Origin of the sequence: Acidaminobacter sp. JC074, from assembly GCF_022496765.1 — a bacterium.
In the GTDB taxonomy this organism is placed as follows: Bacteria; Bacillota; Clostridia; order Peptostreptococcales; family Acidaminobacteraceae; genus JABXKX01.
Genome location: NZ_VANV01000040.1, coordinates 1 through 23,919 on the forward strand (window position 1 = coordinate 1; position 23,919 = coordinate 23,919).

22 protein-coding genes and 1 rRNA gene are annotated in these 23,919 nt (G+C 32.7%); 12 read left to right on the forward strand and 11 right to left on the reverse strand.

Features of this window, described 5'->3' with window-relative positions:
- The 11 genes from EZV73_RS27070 to EZV73_RS27120 form a co-directional block, all read right to left on the reverse strand.
- Positions 1-81: ribosomal RNA gene (locus tag EZV73_RS27070) — 16S ribosomal RNA — on the reverse strand; the annotation flags it as partial.
- A gap of 432 nt (positions 82-513) precedes the next feature.
- On the reverse strand, positions 514-1,335 hold the full coding sequence (locus EZV73_RS27075) for a SigB/SigF/SigG family RNA polymerase sigma factor (protein ID WP_240843709.1): 822 nt from the start codon (positions 1,333-1,335) through the stop codon (positions 514-516).
- Between the two features lie 20 nt (positions 1,336-1,355).
- Entirely contained in the window at positions 1,356-1,763 is a 408-nt protein-coding gene (locus tag EZV73_RS27080; protein WP_240843710.1) for an ATP-binding protein, read from the reverse strand.
- 17 nt (positions 1,764-1,780) lie between these two features.
- On the reverse strand, positions 1,781-2,104 hold the full coding sequence (locus tag EZV73_RS27085; RefSeq protein ID WP_240843711.1) for an STAS domain-containing protein: 324 nt from the start codon (positions 2,102-2,104) through the stop codon (positions 1,781-1,783).
- Positions 2,105-2,286: 182 nt separating this feature from the next.
- Positions 2,287-4,758 carry a DNA gyrase subunit A gene (gyrA, locus tag EZV73_RS27090; protein ID WP_240843712.1) on the reverse strand — a complete coding sequence of 824 codons (2,472 nt, stop codon included), beginning with the start codon at positions 4,756-4,758 and terminating at the stop codon, positions 2,287-2,289.
- 8 nt (positions 4,759-4,766) lie between these two features.
- Complete coding sequence (gene gyrB, locus EZV73_RS27095) at positions 4,767-6,680, reverse strand: DNA topoisomerase (ATP-hydrolyzing) subunit B (protein WP_240843713.1); 1,914 nt, start codon at positions 6,678-6,680, stop codon at positions 4,767-4,769.
- Positions 6,681-6,698: 18 nt separating this feature from the next.
- Positions 6,699-7,802 (reverse strand): DNA replication/repair protein RecF, encoded by a 1,104-nt coding sequence (recF, locus tag EZV73_RS27100; protein ID WP_240843714.1) that lies wholly within the window; start codon positions 7,800-7,802, stop codon positions 6,699-6,701.
- A gap of 7 nt (positions 7,803-7,809) precedes the next feature.
- A complete protein-coding gene (locus tag EZV73_RS27105; protein WP_240843715.1) occupies positions 7,810-8,055 on the reverse strand; it encodes an RNA-binding S4 domain-containing protein in 246 nt (81 codons plus the stop codon).
- A gap of 71 nt (positions 8,056-8,126) precedes the next feature.
- A complete protein-coding gene (gene dnaN, locus EZV73_RS27110; RefSeq protein WP_240843716.1) occupies positions 8,127-9,233 on the reverse strand; it encodes a DNA polymerase III subunit beta in 1,107 nt (368 codons plus the stop codon).
- A 248-nt stretch (positions 9,234-9,481) separates the two neighbouring features.
- Positions 9,482-10,816 carry a chromosomal replication initiator protein DnaA gene (gene dnaA / locus EZV73_RS27115; RefSeq protein ID WP_240843717.1) on the reverse strand — a complete coding sequence of 445 codons (1,335 nt, stop codon included), beginning with the start codon at positions 10,814-10,816 and terminating at the stop codon, positions 9,482-9,484.
- 534 nt (positions 10,817-11,350) lie between these two features.
- The gene (locus EZV73_RS27120; RefSeq protein ID WP_240843718.1) at positions 11,351-12,445 is read right to left on the reverse strand and encodes an HD domain-containing phosphohydrolase; all 1,095 of its coding nucleotides are present in this window, start codon (positions 12,443-12,445) and stop codon (positions 11,351-11,353) included.
- Positions 12,446-12,636: 191 nt separating this feature from the next.
- Between EZV73_RS27120 and EZV73_RS27125 the strand changes: the two genes are divergently transcribed.
- The 12 genes from EZV73_RS27125 to EZV73_RS27180 all read left to right on the forward strand — a co-directional run bounded on the left by EZV73_RS27125 (position 12,637) and on the right by EZV73_RS27180 (position 23,737).
- Positions 12,637-14,478 carry a HAMP domain-containing sensor histidine kinase gene (locus tag EZV73_RS27125; RefSeq protein WP_240843719.1) on the forward strand — a complete coding sequence of 614 codons (1,842 nt, stop codon included), beginning with the start codon at positions 12,637-12,639 and terminating at the stop codon, positions 14,476-14,478.
- 225 nt (positions 14,479-14,703) lie between these two features.
- Positions 14,704-14,838 carry a 50S ribosomal protein L34 gene (gene rpmH, locus EZV73_RS27130; protein WP_240843720.1) on the forward strand — a complete coding sequence of 45 codons (135 nt, stop codon included), beginning with the start codon at positions 14,704-14,706 and terminating at the stop codon, positions 14,836-14,838.
- Between the two features lie 51 nt (positions 14,839-14,889).
- Positions 14,890-15,222 (forward strand): ribonuclease P protein component, encoded by a 333-nt coding sequence (gene rnpA / locus EZV73_RS27135; RefSeq protein ID WP_240843721.1) that lies wholly within the window; start codon positions 14,890-14,892, stop codon positions 15,220-15,222.
- A 2-nt stretch (positions 15,223-15,224) separates the two neighbouring features.
- Positions 15,225-15,434 carry a membrane protein insertion efficiency factor YidD gene (yidD, locus tag EZV73_RS27140; protein ID WP_240843722.1) on the forward strand — a complete coding sequence of 70 codons (210 nt, stop codon included), beginning with the start codon at positions 15,225-15,227 and terminating at the stop codon, positions 15,432-15,434.
- A gap of 16 nt (positions 15,435-15,450) precedes the next feature.
- Entirely contained in the window at positions 15,451-16,530 is a 1,080-nt protein-coding gene (locus EZV73_RS27145; RefSeq protein ID WP_240843723.1) for a YidC/Oxa1 family membrane protein insertase, read from the forward strand.
- Positions 16,530-17,150, forward strand: a complete 621-nt coding sequence (gene jag / locus EZV73_RS27150) for an RNA-binding cell elongation regulator Jag/EloR (protein ID WP_240843724.1) — start codon at positions 16,530-16,532, stop codon at positions 17,148-17,150. The genes EZV73_RS27145 and jag overlap by 1 nt, the downstream gene beginning before the upstream one ends.
- A gap of 108 nt (positions 17,151-17,258) precedes the next feature.
- Complete coding sequence (gene mnmE / locus EZV73_RS27155) at positions 17,259-18,620, forward strand: tRNA uridine-5-carboxymethylaminomethyl(34) synthesis GTPase MnmE (protein WP_240843725.1); 1,362 nt, start codon at positions 17,259-17,261, stop codon at positions 18,618-18,620.
- An 11-nt stretch (positions 18,621-18,631) separates the two neighbouring features.
- Positions 18,632-20,515 carry a tRNA uridine-5-carboxymethylaminomethyl(34) synthesis enzyme MnmG gene (mnmG, locus tag EZV73_RS27160; protein ID WP_240843726.1) on the forward strand — a complete coding sequence of 628 codons (1,884 nt, stop codon included), beginning with the start codon at positions 18,632-18,634 and terminating at the stop codon, positions 20,513-20,515.
- Positions 20,505-21,218: a 16S rRNA (guanine(527)-N(7))-methyltransferase RsmG gene (rsmG, locus tag EZV73_RS27165; protein ID WP_240843727.1), complete on the forward strand. Its 714-nt coding sequence runs from the start codon at positions 20,505-20,507 to the stop codon at positions 21,216-21,218. The genes mnmG and rsmG overlap by 11 nt, the downstream gene beginning before the upstream one ends.
- 14 nt (positions 21,219-21,232) lie before the next feature.
- Positions 21,233-22,009: a ParB/RepB/Spo0J family partition protein gene (locus EZV73_RS27170; protein WP_240843728.1), complete on the forward strand. Its 777-nt coding sequence runs from the start codon at positions 21,233-21,235 to the stop codon at positions 22,007-22,009.
- 92 nt (positions 22,010-22,101) lie between these two features.
- Entirely contained in the window at positions 22,102-22,866 is a 765-nt protein-coding gene (locus tag EZV73_RS27175) for a ParA family protein (protein WP_240843729.1), read from the forward strand.
- Position 22,867: 1 nt separating this feature from the next.
- Positions 22,868-23,737, forward strand: a complete 870-nt coding sequence (locus tag EZV73_RS27180) for a ParB/RepB/Spo0J family partition protein (protein ID WP_240843730.1) — start codon at positions 22,868-22,870, stop codon at positions 23,735-23,737.
- Positions 23,738-23,919: the final 182 nt, after the last annotated feature.

The following is a 23,919-nucleotide window of genomic DNA, read 5'->3' on the forward strand; positions in this document are numbered from 1 at the left end:
GTCATAACCTTCTCGCTCGACTTGCATGTGTTAGGCACGCCGCCAGCGTTCATCCTGAGCCAGGATCAAACTCTTAAATAAAATTTAAGATAATAACTCTCGTTATCAACTGGTTGAATCTTTTACTTCATTCCTGAAGTTGCTTAATCTCTTTCGAAATCAAACGGAATTTTTGGGCCATTTCTTTCGAAATGGTATGCTTGTATTTTTGCTCATACTGTTCAGTTTTCAATGTTCTACGTTCGCTCTTGGCGACTAGATAATAATATCAAATTTCATGTTATAAGTCAAGACTTATTTGAAATTTATTTTTTTATCTTCTGTGCTTTCTCTCTCGAGCAGCAACTATATTAGAATACCAATTTTTTTCTTATTTGTCAATAATTAAATTTGATTTTTTTTCTATGTCTTTGCTCTCCCGAGCAGCGACTAGATAATAATATCAATTCTTAGTTATAAAGTCAACACTATTTTCAATGTTATAATTTTCAGAAAAAGAAGCCGTTTTAACGGCTAAATATCTATCAATTTACTATACTCTTTTTTAAACTTAAATATTATCTTCTTTTCCATTCTCGATACAGTCATCTGTGACACGCCAAGCTCATTTGCAACTTCCATTTGTGTCTTAGAATGAAAGAAACGATCACTAATGATTTTTACTTCTATAGGGTTCAGCTTTTCCATACACTTCTCTATGAAATCACTATTCTCTATATCATTAAATGATTTATCCTCTGATCCTACTATATCCATTAACTGAATATCTTTATCATCACCATTACTTGAATAATAAATATCCAAAGACTTTGGTGTATATACTTGTGAAGCTTCTATAGCTTCTACAACTTGTTCTTCAGTACATGCTAAATACTCTGCTATATCAGAAATCTTAGGTACTCTTTGTAATTCTTGTTGTAAAGAGACTTTTGCCTGGTTGACTCTCTTAGATAACTCTTGTACTCTTCTCGGTACTCTAATTGACCAACCCTTATCTCTAAAGTGCTTTTTTATTTCTCCAATGATTGTCGGTGTCGCAAAACTAGAAAATTCAAAACCCCTATCAATGTCAAACCTTTGTATTGCATATATCAGTCCTAAAGATGCAACTTGCAGTATATCTTCAAACTCAATACCTTTATTGACGTACTTTCTCGATAGTATTTCTCCAATATACAGATATCTATTAACCAACTCATTTCTTATAGTTAATTCATATTCCATATCTTCAGTGTCAGATTCTTTAATTTCTTTATAAAGTCTAAACAGGTCTTTGTTTCCTAGCTCCATATAATCGCAATCATCACGAATTTTTTCGTCAGATTTATTATTCATTATATCAGCCCCTAGTAAGTCTATTTTTCTAAGTATTTTATCAGCTTAAGTGTTGTTCCTTCGTTATCGCCTACTTCAATATCTACTTCATCCATTAAGGATTTCATAATATATATACCAAGACCGTTTCCCTTTAAATGATTCAGATCAGGTTCTTCATATTTTTCCTCATCAAAACCTACGCCATTATCTTTTACTTCAATATGAATTTTTTCCTCAGAAAGCTTAAATGCAATTTCATAAACTTCCTCTTCACTATTGCCATGTAATACAGCGTTATTACAAGCTTCCCCTACAGCAACTTTAATATCATCGATTTCTTCAATATTAAATCCAACCGTGTTACTAATAACTGATGCCGCAAGTCGTGCAATACTAACATACTCTGCTTTACTAGGTAACTTAATCGTTATTACATCATTATTCATTAATACACCTTCTTTAATTATGAAGTTTTTTCTACTTCAATTACTTTGTCTAATCCTGAAATTTTTATTAGTTTGTCTATATTGGCTTGTGCATTGATTATTGATATATTGAAGTTGTTCGATTTTACTCTATTTAATAAACCTATAATCACACCTAATCCTGTACTGTCAATGTAAAATAAATTTTCACAATTCAATTTGATATTTGATTCCATCTCATCCAACATATCGTTTAATGATTTTTTAAAATCCACAGACGTTAGAATATCTAATTCTCCTATTAATTCTACATTCCAACTTTTTTCAGCTTTACTAAACTCTTTTACAATTTTTAATGACAAAACTCTCCCCCCTTATAAAATCTCTATACCTATGTTTTAATACCCCGTTTCACACAGCCTTAATCACATTATATAATAAAAAAAAAGAGTTTACGACAAATGTAAACTCAAAACTTTAATATTTAGAATATTAAAGGGGGCTATATTGTTAATATAACCACTTTTTTTCCCTTTAAACATATTTATTCATTTTCTTGAGAAATTTCTTCTTCCTCTTCTGAATCACTTAATATTTTTGCAACAGCAATGATTTTATCATCACCTTTGGTTCTCATTAAAGTAACACCGCTTGTAGAACGTCCAGAAGTTGAAATACCTTCTACCTTAATTCTAATGATAACACCATTTGAATTTATAAGCATGATATCTTCATCTTCAGTAACAATTCTAGCCGAAACAACTCGACCTGTCTTTTCAGTGATGTTGTAAGTCTTAACACCTTTACCACCACGCGTTTGCTGTCTGTATTCTACTAATGGCGTTCTCTTACCATAACCTTTTTCAGAAATGGCCAGTACACGTGCACTCTTATCGATCATTTCCTGGGTAATAAGTTCCATAGAAACAACATGATCACCATCACCAAGTAAAATTGAACGCACACCGGTTGCAGATCTACCCATTTTTCTTACATCTTTTTCTGAGAATCTAATGGCCTTACCATTTGATGAGAAAACAATAACATCATCATCACCGGTTGTAATCTTAACACTGATCAGCTCGTCGCCTTCATTAAGATTAATAGCAATAAGACCCGTTTTTCTTGATGTATCAAAATCAAGAAGTGCTGATTTCTTAATAACACCATTTTTAGTCGCTAGCATCAAGAAGCCTTCGCCAAACTCTTTAACTGGAATAACAGCATTAACAAGTTCACCAGGCATCAACTGTAGCATATTGACAATAGCCGTCCCTTTTGCAGTTCTTGAAGCTTCAGGCACAAAGTAGGCTTTCTTTCTATATACTCTACCTAAGTTTGTAAAGAATAATAAATAATCATGAGTCGATGTGTTGAAAATATGCTCAACAAAATCTTCTTCTTTAGTAGAAAGACCTGTTTTACCAACACCACCACGTTTTTGTGTTTGATAAGTATCAGATGTTACACGCTTGATGTAACCTTGATGAGTCAAAGTAATTGTAACGTCTTCTTCCTCAATCATATCTTCAATATCAATATCATCCATACTGAATGTGATTTCAGTTCTTCTTTCATCACCATACTTTTCTTTGATTCTTAATAAATCTTCTTTGATGATTGCTAGAAGTAAAGATTGATCTGCTAAAATAGCTCTTAACTCTGTGATTAGTGCTTGTAATTCATCGTATTCTGATTGGATTTTTTCTCTTTCTAAACCAGTTAATCGATGTAAACGCATCTCTAAAATAGCATTGGCTTGAATTTCAGAGAATGCAAATCTTTCTATTAATTTAACTGCAGCTTCTTGTCTATTAGCAGAAGCCTTTATAATTTCAACAATTTCATCAATATGGTCTAAGGCTTTTAAGAGACCTTCTAAGATATGTGCTCTATCTTCAGCCTTCTTTAAATCATATTGTACACGTCTTGTTTCTACATCAATTTGATGATCAAGATAATACCTTAAAATTTCGTATAAGTTAAGTACCTTAGGCTGACCACCTACCAAAGCAATCATATTTAAAGATACCGTTGTCTGTAAAGCAGTATGCTTATAAAGCTTATTTAAAAGGACATTGGCATTGACATCTTTTCTAAGTTCAATGACAATTCTAATACCCTTTCTATTAGACTCATCACGTAAATCTGTAATACCTTCTACTTTTTTAGATCTTACTAAGTCTGCTATAGACTCAACCATACGTGCTTTGTTTACTTGATATGGTATTTCAGTGATTATAATAGCTGATTTACCTTTGCCTATATCAACGATATCAGCTTTTGATCTAACAACTGCTTTACCTCGACCTGTTCTATAACCTTTTCTAAAGCTTTCCATTCCCATGATCATAGCACCCGTTGGGAAATCTGGCCCTTGAACAATTTCCATCAAATCTTCAAGAGTTGCTTCATTATCATCAATTAATTTTACAGTCGCATCTATCACTTCATTTAAGTTATGAGGTGGAATAGAAGTCGCCATACCAACCGCAATACCATTTGTACCATTTACAAGTAAGTTTGGAAAACGGCTAGGTAAAACTGTAGGTTCTTTTAAAGTTTCATCAAAGTTAGGCGTTACATCTACAGTGTCTTTTTTAATGTCTTTTAGCATTTCAGCTGCTAATTTAGTCATTCTAGATTCTGTATAACGCATGGCAGCAGCCCCATCACCATCGATAGAACCAAAGTTACCATGACCGTCTACAAGTGGATTTCTCATTGCAAAATCCTGTGCCATTCTAACCATGGCATTGTAAACTGATGAATCACCATGAGGGTGATACTTACCTAAAACATCACCGACAATACGAACTGATTTTTTATGAGGCTTGTCATTAAAGTTACCGAGTTCATGCATTGTGTATAAAATTCTTCTATGTACCGGCTTAAGACCATCTCTAACATCTGGTAATGCACGAGCGGTGATAACACTCATGGCATAATCAATGTAGGATGTTTTCATTTCGTCTTTTATGTCGGCATCTATAATTTTTTCATTATGTTCTAACATATTCACCTCTAAATATCTAAGTTCTTAACGTACTTAGCATTTTCTTCAATAAACTCACGTCTAGGTTCAACTTTTTCACCCATAAGCGTATCGAATATTTGATCTGCTTCAACTGCATCTTGTATATTAATTCTAATCAAAGTTCTTACAGATGGATCCATGGTTGTTTCCCATAACTGCTCAGGATTCATCTCTCCAAGACCCTTGTATCTTTGTAGAGTAATACCGTCTTTTCCGATTTCAGCTAATAATTCTTCTAATTCCTTATCTGAATAAACATAATACTCTTTTTTACCTTTTTTTATCTTAAATAAAGGTGGCATTGCCAGGTACACATAACCATGTTCAATAAGTGGTCTCATGTATCTAAATAAGAATGTTAATAAAAGTGTGTTGATATGTCTACCATCGACATCGGCATCGGTCATTAAAACAATCTTATGGTATCTCAGTTTATTGATATCAAAATCTTCACCAATACCACAACCAAATGCTGTAATCATAGCCTTAATTTCAGATGAATTGAATATTCTTGTGAAATTGGCCTTTTCTACATTCATGATCTTACCCTTTAGTGGTAAAATCGCCTGGAATTGTCTTTCACGACCTAGTTTTGCAGAACCACCTGCCGAATCACCCTCTACAAGATAGATTTCTGATTTAGCTGGATCCTTTTCAGCACAATCTGCAAGTTTACCAGGAAGGGCCATCGAATCTAAAGCACCTTTTCTTCTAGTAATTTCACGTGCTTTTCTTGCCGCTTCCCTAGCTTTTGATGATCGGATACATTTTTCAATTATAACCTTAGCTTCATTAGGGTTTTCTTCTAAGAAAGTAGAAATGATATTGGCATTGATCGATTCGACTATACCTCTAATTTCACTGTTTCCTAACTTTGTTTTTGTCTGACCTTCAAATTGAGGTTCTTCCAGCTTAACAGAGATAATCGCTGTTAAACCTTCTCTAACATCTTCACCTGTGAAATTAGCATCTTTTTCTTTAATCAATCCATGTGATCTTGCATAATCATTGATGATTCTTGTTAAAGAAGCTCTAAATCCACTTAAGTGTGTACCACCTTCATGGGTATTGATGTTATTTGCAAATGTAAAAACATTTTCTGTATAACCATCAGTATACTGAAGTGCCACTTCAACAGTAGCAGAATCTTTTAAAGCTTCACCATAAATGATCTTTTCATGTATACCTTTTCTATTTCTATTCAAGTAGTCAACAAACTCACTGATACCACCTTCATAGTGATAGATTTCTGGCTCTTTTTCATCATCACGTTCATCACTAAAGATGATTTTAATGCCCTTATTTAAATAAGCCAATTCCTTTAAACGAACACGTAACGTATCATAGTCATAAACAAGTTCATCAAAAATAAGATGATCTGGTTTAAACTCTGTACGTGTACCTTTAATATCTGTATCACCAATGATTGTTAATTCCTGAGATGTTGCTCCACGTTCAAATTCAATATGATGAATTTTACCGTTTCTAAAAACATCGATTTTCATCCATTCAGAAAGAGCATTTACAACAGAAGCACCTACACCATGTAAACCACCAGAAACTTTGTAGCCACCGCCACCAAACTTTCCACCTGCGTGAAGTACTGTATGAATAACTTCTACTGCTGGCTTTTTCATTTTTGGATGTTCATCTGTCGGCATGCCTCTACCGTTGTCTTGAACAATAATCGTATTGTCCTTGCCAATACTGATTTGAATTTCATTACAATGTCCAGCCAAAGCTTCATCAATACTATTATCTACAATCTCCCAGACAAGATGGTGTAAACCTCTTACACTGGTTGAACCTATGTACATACCTGGTCTTTTCCTAACAGCTTCTAAACCCTCTAATACTTGAATCTGTTCGGCATTATATTCATTATGTACTACATCTGCCATATTTACCTCCTGAAACCTCTAAATGATGTTACCATCTTTGATATTTATGATGTTTGCGTCTTTTATATGACTTTCCAAAATGCTATTGATTTCAGTTGTTGTCACAAAAGTTTGTATATCAGAAATATATGAGATCAACTGATTTTGTCTAGTTTGATCCAGTTCTGACAGCACATCATCTAAAATTAAAATCGGATGTTCATTCAAAATCTTTTCTATAATCGATATCTCAGATAACTTGAGTGATAAAGCTGTTGTTCTAACTTGACCTTGAGAACCAAATTTCTTGCCTTCACGGTCATTTATATAGAATACTAAATCATCTCTATGTGGTCCTACAGATGTATAACCACGACGAATATCTAAGTCTAATCGATTCTTTAAATTCGATAACATTCCACTATATATTTTATCATATACATCAGATTCCCCCAAATTTTTGGGCAAATAATTTGATTGATAATCTATTTTTAAGTGTTCTTTTTCCTGACTGATAGAATAATGTATATCAAAACATATTTTTTTGAGTTCTTCGAGAAATTCTAATCTGTATTTCATAATTTTTGCACCATAATCTGACAGCTGTTCATCCCAGATATCAATCATAGATGCCACTTGTTTTTGCTTGAGTAAATTGTTTCTCTGCTTAAGAACTTTATTGTAGTCCACCAAAAGTTTGTAGTAATAAGGATAAATCTGAGAAATACTTTTATCCATGTATTTTCTTCTTACTGCAGGTGTTCCTTTAATCAACTGCAAATCTTCTGGAGAAAAAATCACAACATTTAATTCTCCAATTAACTCACTTAATTTTTTTAAAGGCACACCATTGATTTTGATTTCTTTTTTTTGCTTTTGGTTGAACTTAAATTCTATTTGAAGAGGATGGTTCATTTTTTCTATTTCTGCATCAATATGAGTATACAACTCAGACATGCAAATAAGATCTTTGTCCTGACTTGTTCTAAAAGATTTTCCAAACCCTAAAACATACAAAGATTCTACCAAATTTGTTTTTCCCTGAGCATTTTCTCCCAAGATGATATTCACATTGGGACTAAATTCTAATTCTACAGATTTGTAATTTCTGAAATTGCTTAATGATAAGCGTTTGATATACATAAGTCACCTACTGAACGTGAATGATATAAACTTCCTCATAATTTGAATCTACAACACTTAAGTCAACAGTTACCACATCACCTGGTCTAACTTTTTTTCCACGCATGGTCATAACTTCACCATTAAATGTTACAGCTGATTCTGCAATTAATATTTTTGCCATACCACCTGAATCTACAACATCAGCAAATTTTAAAAGTTGGTCTAATTTGATAAAGTCTGTTGTTATCTTTACTTTTCTTTCGATATTCATTAAGTTCTCCTTTTCTATCATTAAGATAAAAATCACAAGAAAATCTTGTGATTTGTTTGAGTTTCTTGTTATTAATTATTTGGTATTCTAACTGGTAATACTAAATATGTGTAATTGTCATTATTTTGAGGTTTAATAATACAAGGACTTATATTAGCTAAAAACTCCATATAAATGATTTCACTATCAATAACTTTTAAAACATCTATTAAGTATTTAGGATTAAATCCTATATCTAATGTATTACCTTCTAACTTTAAAGGAATCTCATCATTGGCCATACCAATTTCAACTATCGATGAAATCTCTAAAGAATTATCTTTAATACTCAGTTTAATAGAATTGTTCTTACCTTCTTTTGCTAATAAAGAAACACGTTCTATACCATTTAATAAGTCAGCTGTATTAATTTCAATTGTTGTTTTAAACTCATTAGGAATCATTTGAGAATACTTAACGTACTCACCCTCTAATAGTCTAGAAACAATTTTTATATCATCAATCTTAAATAGGATGTTTTTATCAGTAACAAAAACATGAATATGTTCATTATCATCACTAGAACCTAAAATTTTATTGATCTCACTGAGTGTTTTAGCAGGAATTACAATTTTAGTTTCAATAGGTGTATTCAATTGCGCTTTTCTAATTGCAACTCTAAAACCATCAATAGCTACCATGGTCATCTCTTGGTTGGCAATTTCTAAGTATGAACCCGTTAAAATAGGTCTTGCCTCATCTTGAGATGTAGCAAAAATAGTTTGACGAATCATGTTCTTAAACAATTGTTTGTTAATAGAAAATGCATTGGATTCATCAACCTTAGGTAACTCAGGATATTCAATTGCATCATATGTAACTAAATCTATATGTGACTTCATACATTGGATAGATAATTTTTTATCTTCCATAATTATTTCTACATCAGAATTAGGAAGCTTTCTAACAAAATCACCAAAGATTCTAGAAGAGACAACTGTAATACCTTCTTCTAATACATTGGCTTCAATTGACTTCTCAATACCTATCGAAAGATCATTACCAGTCAATTTTAATGTACCATTTCTAGCTTCTAATAAAACACCTGTTAATATAGGTAAAGTTGTTTTAGAAGAAATAGCCTTTTGCACAATATTTAAAGCATTTGCTAAATCACTTTGTTTACATATAAGTTTCATGTGGATAACCTCCTATCAAAATCGTCCCAAAATTTGTGTGAAAGAATATATATATTAATATATTTTAAATAACAGTAGTAGTAGGGCCTGTGAATTTGTAGATAACCCATTGAAGGCTTGGAAATAACAGATTTCTGCGTGTTATTAACATGTGGATAGTTTTTCGGATAAACCCCATGTTAATAACAGGTACTTATTTTAAAAGTTATCAACAGAAAAATTGAAATTTATTCACAGGACTTTGTGAATTATTCATTTGTTAATGTTTTTCTTAGTTGTAAGATGACATTTTTCAAATCAATGTTTTCATTTATATCATTGCTGATCTTGTCATATGCATGAATAACAGTTGTATGATCTCTACCACCAAAACTTTCACCAATCTTAGGTAATGAAAGGTCCGTTAGCTCTCTTGATAAGTACATGGCAATTTGTCTTGGATAAGCAATTGATCTTGTACGACGTTTTGAGTCAAAGTCAGCAATCTGCACATTGAAGTGCTGTGCAACAGCATCCTTGATCATGTCGACATTAATTTGCTTTGGCTTACTAGAAGAAATAATATCTTTTAAAGCTTCATGGGCCAGGTCAACCGATACTTCTTTATTGGTTAATGAAGAATAAGCTGTTACCCTTGTTAAAGCACCTTCTAGCTCTCTAATATTAGACTTTATCTTTCTTGCAATAAAATCAAATACTTCATTGTTTACTTGATAATTCTCAGCTTCAGCTTTCTTTCTAAGAATTGCGATTCTTGTTTCAAAGTCTGGTGCCTGAATATCAGTTGTTAAGCCCCATTCAAAACGAGATCTTAATCTTTCTTCTAATGTAGGAATTTCCTTTGGTGGCCTATCACTTGAGATAATAATCTGCTTATTGGCTTCATGTAAAGCATTGAAAGTATGGAAAAATTCTTCCTGTGTTCTTTCTTTACCTGCAATAAACTGAATATCATCGACCAGTAAAACATCTACATTTCTATAACGGTTTCTGAATTCAACGTTCTTATCATCCTTAATAGAGTTAATTAGCTCATTTGTAAATTTTTCACTTGAAACATAAACAACCTTAGCATCCTTGTTTTGGTCCAATATATAATGACCAATGGCATGCATTAAGTGAGTTTTACCAAGTCCAACACCACCATAGATAAAGAGCGGGTTGTAAGCTTTTGCTGGAGATTCAGCTACAGCAAGTGAAGCAGCATGAGCAAATCTGTTACTGTTACCGATTACAAACTCCTCAAACACATATTTAGGATTTAAGTTTGACGTGTTAAAAGACTCAGCTTCTTTCTTAGCCGGTTTTTCTTCTTCAACTTCTATATTGTCTACACCGTCTACTATAAAAACAATTTCATATTCGACAGTCGTAATTTGCTTAATGGCATTCTTAATCAACGATGCATATCTACTAATTAGGATATCTTTATAAAAATCGGTTTGCACGATGAGATAAAACTGATCATTGATAATTTTGCCAGGCTCTAATGGCTTTACCCAAGTATTAAAACTGACCTCTGTTATTTCCTCTTTAATTATCTCTAAAGCTTGTGACCATATTTCATTAATATTGTCGTACATATTTGCCCCCTATAAAATCTTAATTAACATGTTATATACAGATTTATTCACAAAAAAATGCGAATAATGTCGTTGATTTTATGATTTAACACCTATAGATAAAAAATGCGATTTTGTGACTTTTATGTGTAAAAGTCTATTTAATTAGATAAAATCAAAGTTATTCACATTTATATATAATAATTTATCAACAATAAAAATGAGTCCTGGACTCATAACCTATGGATAAATCATAAAAACATCATATTTATTCACAATCTTATCAACATATACACTGAATATGTGAATATGTTGGAAAAATTATTAAGTTATCAACATGTGATACTATGATAACAGAAATACTGTTGATTTTCAATTTATTATAGGAAATTTATCCACAAGTTAAATTGAAAGACCATGTGAATAAGTTGAGGTAAAAAAAATAGCCTAAGAAGGCTTTATTAAATAAAAAATATTTGGCTGCATGCCAAATATTTTTATAGTCTTTTATCAACTTTTTACCAATAAGAAAACACCCGGCAAGCCAGGTGTTGATTACATATTTTCAACAGCTTCTTTTAAAGATTTCTCTTTTTCATAAACTGTAAAGATTTTTTCGTTTTCAACCAGTTCTTTAATGATAGCAACAATATTCTTATCTATTTTATGATTGTCTGCTTCTTCTTCTAAAATCTTCAATGTTTTTTCTATACTAAAGCCGGACTTATAAGGTCTGTCAGTATACAAGGCATCAAAAATATCTGCGATAGCAAGAATTCTTGTTTCAATGATGATGTCATCTGCTTTTAGGCCATCGGGATAACCGGTACCATCAAGTTTTTCATGATGATGTCTGACTGGATGTAAAATAGTTTTCATAGAAGTTAGAGGTTTTAAAATCCTTTCGCCAACTTCAGGATGTTCTTTAATGACATTGAATTCAATGTCATCTAACCTGCCAGGTTTATTGAGTATATGATCTGGCGTGGATACTTTTCCTATATCATGAACAATACCTGCCAGCTCTAAGGTGTTTAAAGCTTCTTCATCTAAATCTAAAGACTCTCCAATCAGACGACATAAACCAGCCACTCTTCTTGTATGGCCTTCAGTGTATGAATCCTTCGCTTCTACAATATTGGCAAGTGCAATGATGACATTTGACATATTACTTTTTTCATCATCAAAGTTCTTTTGAAGTAAATCATAGAGTCGTGTGATTTCTTGATTTCTTTTTTGAATGATGATGAAATCCTTATCAACCTGCTCTTTGAGTTTCTTCTGTTCAATACCATTTTTCACAATGGTCACTAATTGATCATTGTCCCATGGTTTTTCTAGATAATAGTATAAACCCACTTCATTGATACTCTTAATGGCATTACTTTTATCCGAGTAACCTGTTAATAAAATTGGTACAACGTCAGGTTGAATTTGCTTGATGGCTTTTAAAACATCAATCCCATCAATTTTTGGCATCATAAAATCTGATATGACCATATCAAAGTTTTCTTCATTTAAAAGATTGGAGTTCAAAAGGAACTCTGGATCATTAACAGCCACCACTTCATAGTCGAGAACCATCTCGATTAATGTGGACAGGGTATCCGTTATCATTTGCTCATCATCGATTACTAATATTTTACTCATATTTTCACATCCTTATGTATATCTATATTATAGGCTTTTTGTTCTAATTTAAATCACTTTTATAGACTTATAATAAATCTATCATATTTCCGTGTTTTTGCTATGTTTATTTTATAAAAAATTATGAAAGATTTATTAAATGCGTTTAAGTCTATTTTAAAAGATGTATACTCATAGTGAGGTGCAAGTAAATGAAAAAAGAAGAAAAGTTATGTTATAGAGAAAGAAGACAGACTCTAAGAGGGAGACTTCAAAGATCTCTTTCTTTATCATCAGCCCTATCCGTGGGCATCAGTCTAATATCTGTTTTAATTGTTATAATAATCTTGGTACAACCTGTCGGTCGTTTTTTTACAGATACAGTGAGCAACAGAGTTTATAATAATTATATCGTATCAAGTGAGTTGATTGGTAGATATAAAAATCATGGAAAGATGGATAACCTTCAACACATTTCCTTTGATGAAATTGTAAGTATGTATCAAGCCAGCAATTACGAAGGTGATATGGATCAAGAATTTCGTGAAATAAGAGAATCTTTTAATGATGAAATTGAGCCTCTTATAATAGAAGGCAATTCAATTACTGGTGATATTATATCTGAAACAGAGAAAAAATCCATTTTAATATCAACAACCATGGCCATTGACGAGATTTATGATATTTTGTCAATCAATTCTTCATGGAACTTTGATTTAGTCAATGTACGTTTAGAGATACAAGATGAAGAGATTTTTAAAATTCCTGGTGAATTTAATGTAGAAGCCAAGTCATTTGCACAAAAATGGTTCAGTGATATTCAAACTGTTTTACCTGTTGTAAATGAAGATGGTGTGCAAATTGGTTCTTTGACCACATCATTAAATACCAATTTATTGACTTATACCATGATTCCAGTTGTCTTGCTTTTTATAGTTATAGCAGGTATGACCTTATTAGTTGTAAAAATAATTTTACTACCAATCGCTTATAGACTTTTAAAACCAATCCATGTTTTAAATAATCAACTTAAAAAGATTGCTGAAGAAGATGAAATAGAATGTGGCGATATTATAATAGAACAAAGAAAACCACCAACTGAAATAAAGATATTAATCGATTATTCCAATCAGATCATTTCCAAGCTTCAGTCCTCTTATCATATTCTAGAGAATGTGAATGATGAACTTGAAGCACAGCGTGATGAACTTGAAGCACAAAATATTGAGTTAGATGCACAAAAGGATGAGTTAGAAGCTCAAAACCATGAACTTCTAGAAGCACAAGAACAAATAAGACGTACCCAAGCTCAATTGGTACAATCTGAGAAGATGGCATCTATGGGTCAGTTAACAGCAGCCATTATGCATGAAATCAATACACCACTCGGTGCGGTCCAGAGTAACAATCAGATGAGCCAAATGATGTTGACTAAACTGAAGAGCAATTTAGAAAAAGAGGAATTTGAAGCTTCTATTAAAATAGTAGAGAAACTCAACAAGTCCAATTCGATTTCTGTAGATGCTGCCAACAGAGTCAGTGAAATTATAAGAAATCTAAAAAACTTCTCTAGAGTGGATCAAGCAGACTTCCAAAATGCTGATATCATAGAAGGTATAAAGAGTGTTCTTGTCTTAACCTCTAACTTATGGAAAAACAAATTGACCATTCATGAAGAGTATAAGGCTTTGCCTTTGATTTCATGTTTTCCTTCTATGTTAAATCAAGTTTTCATGAACTTAATTGTAAACTCTGTTCAGGCAACAGAGAAAGGTGGCAATTTAACCATCTATAGTGATCATAATGAAGATCATGTTTATATTGCCTTTAAAGATGATGGTAGTGGTATAGATCCAAATGATATCAATCATATATTTGACAATGGCTTTACAACTAAACCAAAAGATGAAGGTACTGGACTTGGTTTATCGATTAGTAGAGAAATTATTGAAAAACACGGTGGTATTATAGAAGCCTTTAATAATGAAGATAAGGGTGCTACATTTAAGATTACCTTACCGATCAAACAAAATTGTGATGCAGATATGAAATAACTATAAAATAAAGCGTAATTGTATGAAATATGGCTCAAATAGAGTTATAATGAATAACAGTTACGCTTTCTTATTTTTGACACTGAAAATCACTTGACATTGCCAATTTGAAAAGGTATAATTACTAGGCGATGTTTATGAAGAATTTAAGTGATGAGCATAATGGAATTTAGTTATGTTAGTCTCATTTAAATAAAAAATTTATTTGAGGAGGTGCAATACGTTATGAAGAGAACGCTTCAACCAAAAACAAGACAAAGAAAAAAAGAGCATGGTTTTAGAAAAAGAATGAAAACTAAAGCTGGCAGAAATGTATTAAAGTCACGTAGAAGCAAGAATAGAAAGAAATTAAGTGCATAAGGCCGCGTAAGTGGTCTTTTTTTACAATTGATTGTAATTCGGAGGCGCAAAATGACTTTTGATACTCTTAGGAATACACGACAATTTAATCAGGTTTATAAAAAAGGAAAATCAATTGTAAATCGTCATGTAGTCATGTACTACAGAAAAAATCAATTAGGTTACAATCAGGTTGGATTTTCAGTAAGCAAAAAAGTTGGGAAAGCTGTTGTGAGAAATCGCGTTAAGCGATTGATGAAAGAATCATTTAGAATGAATCATGAAAAGTTAGCAGAAGGCTATGATTTTGTATTTGTAGCAAGGGTACGCAGTAAAGATTCTACTTATCAGGAGATAGATAAGGCAATGAAGCATTGCTTTAGAAAAGGAAAGTTAATGAGGTAGTTATGAAACATGTAATGATTGCATTGGTTAAGTTTTACCGAAGAAACATTTCACCTTTACTTGGTCCACATTGCAGATACGCCCCGACATGTTCGGAATATTCTCTGCAAGCATTTGAAAAGTATGGTTTTTTTAAGGGATTATATTTAAGTGTATTTAGAATATTACGGTGCAATCCACTTTTTAAAGGTGGATATGACCCGTTAAAATAATTTGGGAGGAAGTTTCATGAAAAGGAAGCTTGGGTTGTTATTAGTAGTGCTAACATTGATGTTATCACTCGTTTCGTGTGGAAGTGCGAATTCGTTAGACGCTATTTGGAAAGACTATGAACATGGCGTTTCATTAGATTTATTAAGTAATAATGCTTTTGAATCAAATAACTTTTTTGGCGATGAAATTAATTTGACTGGTACCTATTCACTGAGTGAATCAGCAGATGAACAGCAATACATTAAGTTTCAGTCTACTGAATTTGATACTATGGAGTTTACTTATAAAAGTGATGGTATGACATTATCATTATTCAAAGATGGTGAGCTTTTTAAGGAGTTAGACAAGTCTGAAAGACGTGAAGGTATGATCAAAATACCTTTAGGTTATGCGCTTGGTTTTACTGTTAACTTAATTGGTGATTATGCGATTGCAATTATTTTATTCACAATTGCCTTAAAGTTAGTCTTATTACCAATTTCTATCAACCAAACAAAGTCGCAAGTTAAAATGCAAAAGGTTCAACCTATTGTTGCTAAGATAAATGAAAAATATAAGCATGATAAGCAAAAAGCTCAACAAAAGACAATGGAGCTTTATCAAAAGGCTAAGATCAACCCAATGGCTGGTTGTTTACCACTTATCATCAACATGGTTATCTTAATTGCTTTCTTTAGAGTAATGATGTACCCAGATACTTATATTTACCATGATGGCGCACCTATTTCACATGCATTGTTATCAGGTCAGTTCTTATGGATTCAAAACTTAACAAACCCAGATTTATTAGCAAATATTCCATTGTTTGCAAACATAATTCCAGAAAATCTACAAGGTATGATTCCTGGTATTATGCCAATATTAACAGCTTTAGTTACATTATTCTCATTTAACTCAATGACATCTGGTACTGCTCAACAAGAACAGCAAGGTGCTGCAATGATGAAGAGTATGAAATACTTCATGCCACTTATGTTCTTAATGATGGGTGCGAGATATCCAGCTTCACTGATGTTATACTGGACAATCAGTTCTGTATTCCAGATGGTCCAACAACCGATTATTAAGAAACTTGTTGATAAGGAGGTTGAATAATGAAGTTCGTAGAAAAGGAAGCAGCTACGGTAGAAGAAGCTATCGAGCTAGCCTTATTGGATTTAGATGCCAATGAATTAGAAGTAGATATTGAGGTTCTAGAAGAATCTAAGAAAGCTCTATTTGGTTTATTCGGCGGCAAGCAAGCACGTGTTAAGGTAACAAAGCGTGTTAATGTAGAAGATACAGCTAGACAGTTTTTAAGTTCTGTTCTTTCAAGCATGGGTATTGAAACAAAGTTAAGTGTTAAGTTAAAGCAAAACTCTTTGTATATCGATATGGCTGGTAAAGAAATGGCTTTATTAATTGGTAGAAGAGGTCAAACTCTAGATTCATTACAATACTTGGTTAGTCTTGTTGTAAACAAGAACAGAGATGAGTATATTAGAGTAATTCTTGATACTGAAAACTATAGACAAAAGAGAAAAGATACACTAGAAAAATTAGCATTCAAATTAGCAAATAGAGCAAAAAAAATCAAGAAGGATATCACATTAGAACCAATGAATCCATATGAGAGACGCATCATTCACTCTGCTTTACAAAACAATAAGTTTGTAAGCACAAGAAGTGAAGGTGACGAGCCATATAGAAAAGTAGTGATTTTCTTAAACAAGTAATAAAAGCCCAGTAGAAATACTGGGTTTCCGTTTGTTTTTAAGGATAAAAACATATATAATTCAGATACAGAGTGTTTAGGTAAACGCTCAAATATTAGAGGTGATATTATGTTAAATGAAACAATCGTTGCAATTTCTTCAGCTATTGGTGAAGGTGCAATCGGTATAATAAGAATGAGCGGTGACGAGTCGCTTGATATTTTAAAAAAGATGTTTTCACCAAATGCTTCTTTTGAAAACAGAAAGATGTACTACGGTGAGATAAAAAAAGATGACCAAGTTTTAGATGAAGTTATGGCTGTCTATATGAAGGGCCCTAAAACTTATACCAAAGAAGATATTGTAGAAATATATTGTCATGGTGGTATCATTTCTATAAAACGTGTATTGGATTATATATTAGAACTTGGCGTCAGAATGGCAGAGCCAGGAGAGTTTACTCAAAGAGCTTTCTTAAATGGTAGATTAGATTTATCACAGGCAGAAGCAGTCATGGATTTAATCAGTGCTAAAACAGAAAAAGGTTTTGACTTGGCCTATAATCAACTAGAAGGTTCTCTGTCACATAAGATAGGAAATGTCAGACAAAAGCTATTAAAAGTTGTAGGACATTTAGAAGTTTGTATTGACTATCCAGAAGAAGACATAGAAGATATGACTTATGATGAAATTGAAAAATCTTTTTCAGAGGTCAAAGATGAGCTGACTTTGCTATTAGATCATTCAGATAATGGTCGTATCATTCGTGAAGGTATTAAAATTGCAATTATAGGTAAGCCCAATGTAGGTAAGTCATCTTTACTTAATGCCCTTCTAAGAGAAGCCAGAGCAATTGTTACTGATGTGGCAGGTACAACTAGAGACATTATAGAAGAACATCTGAATATCCAGGGGATTCCTATTAGAATTATAGATACTGCAGGTATAAGAGATACAGAAGATCAAGTAGAAAAAATTGGTGTTGAAAGATCAAAAGAAATTTTTAATGAAGCAGATATGATTTTATTTGTTCTGAATGCGAATGAAAAATTATCAGATGAAGATAGACAGTTAATTGATTTGGTATCAGATAAAAAATCAATTATAATCATAAATAAAATGGACTTAGAGACTAAGATAGAATGGGAACATATTGAGGAAACTTTCTCAAATCACTCTATTATTAAGACGAGTTTATTAAAAGATGAAGGCATTATGAATGTGGAAAAAGCCATTGTTGATATGGTATATGATGGCGATATTTCATCATCTAATGATCAACTGCTTTCTAACTCAAGACATATTCAAGCTGTAAAAGCTGCCAGAACATCTATTGAAAATGCATTAAATGCGACTAAAGATAGAATGCCGTATGACTTTATTGAAGTAGATACACTAGATTGTTTGGAGTCATTAGGTAAAGTAACAGGTGAAACTGTTGAAAGCGATATTGTCAAACAGATCTTTGGACAGTTCTGTTTAGGAAAATAATGGAGGTAAGAATGGATACATTTTTTGCTGGTGACTATGATGTCATAGTCGTTGGTGCTGGTCATGCAGGTTGTGAAGCTGCCCTGGCATCTGCAAGAATGAATAAGAAAACGTTGATGTTAACGATTAATTTAGATTCAATCGCCATGATGCCTTGTAATCCGTCAATCGGTGGAACAGGCAAAGGTCATCTAGTAAGAGAAATCGATGCACTTGGTGGTGAGATGGGGCTAAATATTGACAAGACTTTTATACAAAGTAAGATGTTAAATATTGCGAAAGGTCCTGCTGTTCATTCATTAAGAGCACAAGCAGACAAAAGCAGATACCATATTGAAATGAAAAAAGTGATTGAAAATACGCCACTTTTAGATGTCAAACAAGCTGAAGTACACAAGTTAATTGTGGAAGACAATGCTGTTAAGGGTGTTATTACTGCTATTGGATCCATATACCATGCTAAGGCAGTTGTATTAGCGACAGGCACATACCTGGGTGGTAAAATTTTTATTGGTTCTGCAGTATTTTCTTCAGGCCCTAATGGACTTGCGCCATCTTTACAGTTGACTGATAATCTTCAATCATTAGATATTCCAATGAGAAGATTTAAAACTGGTACACCAGCTCGTGTCAATAGTAGAACTTTAAACTATGATAAAATGCAAAGAGAAGATGGTGATAAAAAAATAGTACCTTTCTCTTTTCTAAATGATAACTTAGATAAAGAACAAGTACCTTGTTGGTTAACATATACCAATGCAAAAACTCATGAAATCATTACAGATAATTTCCATAGGTCTGCCTTGTTCTCAGGTGAGATTGAAGGAACAGGTCCTAGATACTGCCCTTCTATTGAAGATAAGATCAATAGATTCCACGATAAGGACAGACATCAATTGTTTATTGAACCTGAAGGTTTGGAGACTAATGAGATGTATGTACAGGGCATGTCAACAAGTATGCCTGAAGATGTTCAAATTAACTTCATGAAAACCATTCCTGGTTTAGAAGATGTAGAGATCATGAGACCGGCCTATGCGATCGAATATGACTGTATCGATCCAACTCAATTAAAACTAAGCCTTGAGTTTAAAAATATTGATAGCTTATTTTCTGCAGGACAATTTAATGGATCAAGTGGTTATGAAGAAGCTGCAGCACAAGGTTTAATAGCAGGCATTAATGCTGTTTTAAAAATTGATGAAAAAGATCCTTTAATCCTAGATCGTTCTGAAGCTTATATTGGCGTTTTAATTGACGACTTAGTAACTAAAGGTACTGAAGAACCATATAGAATGATGACTTCACGTTCTGAGTATAGATTGATTTTACGTCAAGACAATGCTGATTTAAGATTGACTGAAAAGTCTTATAAACTTGGACTTGCATCACAAGATCGTTTTGATAGAGTTTCAAGAAAAATTGTTCTTATGGAAAAAGAATTAGATAGAATGAAATCAACTTTAATTAAGGCTAAGGCCATCAATGGGTATTTAGAATCAATAGGTTCTTCTCCACTTAGAGATAGTATTACGGTTGCCAATATTTTAAAAAGGCCTGAGATATTCTATGATCAAATTGCAGATTTTGATCCAACACGCCCTTCTCTTAGAGAAGATATTTGGAAGCAATGTGAAATATCAATTAAGTATGAAGGCTATATCAGTAAGCAGCTAAAACAAGTTGAGAAGTTTAAGTCTCTTGAGAATAAAAAAATCAGAGATATTGATTTTAACTTAGTTGAAGGATTGCGTCTAGAGGCAAGACAAAAGTTAAACGAAATCAAGCCAACTTCTATTGGACAAGCTTCAAGAATTTCAGGTGTTTCACCTGCTGATATTTCAGTTTTATTAGTTTATCTAGATTACAAAAGGAGATCAAAAAATGAAGCCTAATCTGTTAAAAAGTATTTTTTCTAAATTAGGATTTGAATTAAGTGATACTCAAGTGACTCAGTTTTTAACTTATGAGTCACTTCTTGTTGAGTGGAACAAGCATATGAATTTGACAGGCATAACTGACAGCGAAGGCATATATGACAAACATTTTGCCGACTCTTTAACTTGCTTATTATCTGATAAAATAAAAGATGGCGACAAGGTAATTGATGTTGGTACTGGGGCGGGCTTTCCAGGTATGCCATTAAAAATATTTAAGCCTTCTTTGGAAATCACTTTACTGGATTCATTGAATAAGCGAATCAATTTTTTAAAGGCCGTTGCTGATGAAACTGGTTTAGATAAAATAGATTTTATTCATGGAAGAGCTGAAGACTTTGGACAAGATTTAGCTTATCGTGAGCAATATGATATAGTAGTATCTAGAGCAGTTGCTGAGTTACCAATTCTCTTAGAATTTTGCTCCCCTTTTCTTAAAGTTGGTGGTTATTTTATCGCTCAAAAAGGGAAAAAATGTGAAGAGGAAATTAAACTGGCTGAAAATGCATTGAAGGTCTTAAATCTTGAAGTTGCAGAAATAAAGTCAGTTGAAACTTCTGTCGAGACCAAAGACCACAACTTAGTCATCATAAGAAAAGTTGCTTCTACTGATATGAAGTATCCAAGACGCGCCGGTAAACCAGTAAAAAAACCATTATAAGTAAGGGAGTAATCATGGAGAAAATCAATGACATAGTAATGATTGATGTGGAAAGTATTGTACCTAATCCTTATCAACCTAGACAAATATTTGATGATCAATCGTTAGAAGATTTAGCAGCTTCTATAAAACAATATGGTATATTACAACCAATAACTGTTAGAAAAAATGAGCATGTTTTTGAGTTAATTATGGGTGAACGTCGTTTCAGAGCAGCACAATTAGTTGCACTCAAATCTATACCTGCCATTGTTTTGGAAGTTGGTAACGAAGATTCAGCTGTTGTTGCTTTAATTGAAAACTTACAACGTGTGGATTTAACCTTTATTGAGGAAGCAGAATCATATAAGAAGTTGATTGAACTCCATGGCATCACCCAAGGTGAACTGTCAAAGCGTATTGGAAAGAGTCAGTCGACAATTTCTAATAAAATGAGAATCTTAAAGTTAGAGGATCATATACTAGATACATTTAAACAAAGTACCCTTTCAGAAAGACATGCAAGATCTTTACTGAGACTGGGAGATATTAAAGAGCAAGAGAAAGTTTTAAAAAGTGTCATTGATAAGAGTCTCAATGTAAAAGAAACTGAGAAACTTGTTGAAAATAAATTAAATCAATACAAGAAGAAACATCAAAAATCAACATTCAAGGTTAATTATAGAATATATCAAAATACCATTAAAAAGGCTTTTAAAATGGTAAAGGACTTGTCATCGCAATCGACAATGGAAACAAACGATCATGATGATTGTATAGAAATAATTATTAAAATACCAAAAAACGATTAAAGATATTTCCCGGGAAATATCTTTATTTTTTTACTGTAACTTAGGACATGAATAGTGTAAAATGATAGATAGATATTAAAGGAGGCAATATAGTGGGTAAAGTAATTTCAATCTTTAATCAGAAAGGTGGTGTCGGTAAGACTACTACCAATGTCAATTTAAGTGCTTGTCTAGCACGTAGAGGTAAAAAGGTACTTATAATTGATAATGACCCGCAAGGTAACTCGACAAGTGGTGTTGGCGTTGACAAAAGCGAAGTTGAATATAGTTTATATGATGTAATGGTAGATGAATTAGATCCAAAAAAGGCAATTGTGACTACTGAGTATAAAAATCTTGATGTACTGCCTTCAAATGTTGATTTAGCTGGTGCTGAAATAGAGTTGTCTACTCTTGAAAAAAGAGAGTTTAGATTAAAACATGCTATAGATCAGCTGAAAGATGATTATGATTTCATTTTTATGGACTGTCCCCCTTCTCTAGGTTTATTGACAATCAACTCATTGATAGCGGCAGATTCTATTTTAATTCCAATTCAATGTGAATACTATGCCTTAGAAGGTGTAAGTTCACTTTTAAATACTTATCAGTTAATTAAAAAGAGTTTGAATAAATCATTAGAGATACAAGGTGTTGTTTTGAGTATGTATGATGGCAGAACTAATTTGTCATCTCAAGTTTTAGATGAAGTTAAGGCACATTTTGGAGATAAGGTATACAAATCAGTAATTCCAAGAAATGTAAGATTAGCTGAAGCACCATCCTTTGGAATGCCAATTATTTATTATGATGGAAATTCAAAAGGCGCATATGCATTTAAAAAACTAGCTAGGGAATTAATAGCACAGGAGGAATAAAATGTCAAAAGCTAAAAGAGGATTAGGCAAAGGACTTGGTGCTTTAATTGTTCAGGAAGCAGTCGAGGTTACGGAGACATCTAGTGCTGAAGGTGTACTAGAATATAGTATAGAAAATATCATTCCAAATGTTAATCAGCCTCGTAAGGATTTTTCTCAGGAACGCTTAAATAGACTTGCAGATTCTATAAAAGAATATGGTGTTGTACAACCTATTGTCTTACGCCCTATTCCTGACGGAAAATATGAGATCGTTGCTGGTGAAAGAAGATATAGAGCGTCAAAACTTGCAGGTTTAGAAACTATACCTGCTATAGTAAAAGAGTTTAAGGAAAGTGAGTTTGCAGAGATTGCCCTTATAGAGAATCTACAGAGGGAAAACCTTAATGCGATTGAAGAGGCTATTGCCTATCAATATATGATTGATGAGCATCAGCTTACACAAGATAAGCTTGCAAAAGTTGTTGGGAAAAGTAGAACATATATTACCAACATACTCAGATTACTTAAACTAGATAACCAAGTTCAGAAAATGGTTAGAACGGGTCAGTTGAGTACAGCACATGGTAGAACCTTATTAGCAGTAAGTGATTCGAAAATGAGACTGAGTCTGGCTAAGAAGGTTCAATCAGAGGATATGAGTGTAAGAGAGCTTGAGAGACTTGTGAAGTCTATGAAAGTTGAAAAGAAGACTCATATTCCAAAGGAGAAGAAAGATCCGATTATTCAAGACTTTGAAGATCATCTTAAAGGATACTTTGGTACGAAGGTTTCAATCAATCATGAAAAGGATAAGGGAAAAATTCAAATAAATTATTATTCTGAAGAGGAATTAAACAGAATTTTAGAGCTTTTGGACTATTCTATGTAATGTTTCACGTGAAACAGTGTTTTTTAACACTGTTTTTTTTCTTATATTCATATATAAGTCTATATAGGAATATAATTAGATTAATGTCTTTATAATAGTCTTATATTCAAAAAACAATAAAGGTCCATACAGGGCAAATTTCGCTGAATGTGTTGGAATAACTGGCTTATAAGTGTGTGGTA

Coding starts and splice junctions, on each gene's coding strand:
- EZV73_RS27075 (WP_240843709.1), bottom strand. CDS start 1,335: ATGAATAATAAATCTGACGAAAAAATTCGTGATGATTGCGATTATATG.
- EZV73_RS27080 (WP_240843710.1), bottom strand. CDS start 1,763: ATGAATAATGATGTAATAACGATTAAGTTACCTAGTAAAGCAGAGTAT.
- gyrA (WP_240843712.1), bottom strand. CDS start 4,758: ATGTTAGAACATAATGAAAAAATTATAGATGCCGACATAAAAGACGAA.
- gyrB (WP_240843713.1), bottom strand. CDS start 6,680: ATGGCAGATGTAGTACATAATGAATATAATGCCGAACAGATTCAAGTA.
- recF (WP_240843714.1), bottom strand. CDS start 7,802: ATGTATATCAAACGCTTATCATTAAGCAATTTCAGAAATTACAAATCT.
- EZV73_RS27105 (WP_240843715.1), bottom strand. CDS start 8,055: ATGAATATCGAAAGAAAAGTAAAGATAACAACAGACTTTATCAAATTA.
- dnaN (WP_240843716.1), bottom strand. CDS start 9,233: ATGAAACTTATATGTAAACAAAGTGATTTAGCAAATGCTTTAAATATT.
- dnaA (WP_240843717.1), bottom strand. CDS start 10,816: ATGTACGACAATATTAATGAAATATGGTCACAAGCTTTAGAGATAATT.
- EZV73_RS27120 (WP_240843718.1), bottom strand. CDS start 12,445: ATGAGTAAAATATTAGTAATCGATGATGAGCAAATGATAACGGATACC.
- EZV73_RS27125 (WP_240843719.1), top strand. CDS start 12,637: ATGAAAAAAGAAGAAAAGTTATGTTATAGAGAAAGAAGACAGACTCTA.
- rpmH (WP_240843720.1), top strand. CDS start 14,704: ATGAAGAGAACGCTTCAACCAAAAACAAGACAAAGAAAAAAAGAGCAT.
- rnpA (WP_240843721.1), top strand. CDS start 14,890: ATGACTTTTGATACTCTTAGGAATACACGACAATTTAATCAGGTTTAT.
- yidD (WP_240843722.1), top strand. CDS start 15,225: ATGAAACATGTAATGATTGCATTGGTTAAGTTTTACCGAAGAAACATT.
- EZV73_RS27145 (WP_240843723.1), top strand. CDS start 15,451: ATGAAAAGGAAGCTTGGGTTGTTATTAGTAGTGCTAACATTGATGTTA.
- jag (WP_240843724.1), top strand. CDS start 16,530: ATGAAGTTCGTAGAAAAGGAAGCAGCTACGGTAGAAGAAGCTATCGAG.
- mnmE (WP_240843725.1), top strand. CDS start 17,259: ATGTTAAATGAAACAATCGTTGCAATTTCTTCAGCTATTGGTGAAGGT.
- mnmG (WP_240843726.1), top strand. CDS start 18,632: ATGGATACATTTTTTGCTGGTGACTATGATGTCATAGTCGTTGGTGCT.
- rsmG (WP_240843727.1), top strand. CDS start 20,505: ATGAAGCCTAATCTGTTAAAAAGTATTTTTTCTAAATTAGGATTTGAA.
- EZV73_RS27170 (WP_240843728.1), top strand. CDS start 21,233: ATGGAGAAAATCAATGACATAGTAATGATTGATGTGGAAAGTATTGTA.
- EZV73_RS27180 (WP_240843730.1), top strand. CDS start 22,868: ATGTCAAAAGCTAAAAGAGGATTAGGCAAAGGACTTGGTGCTTTAATT.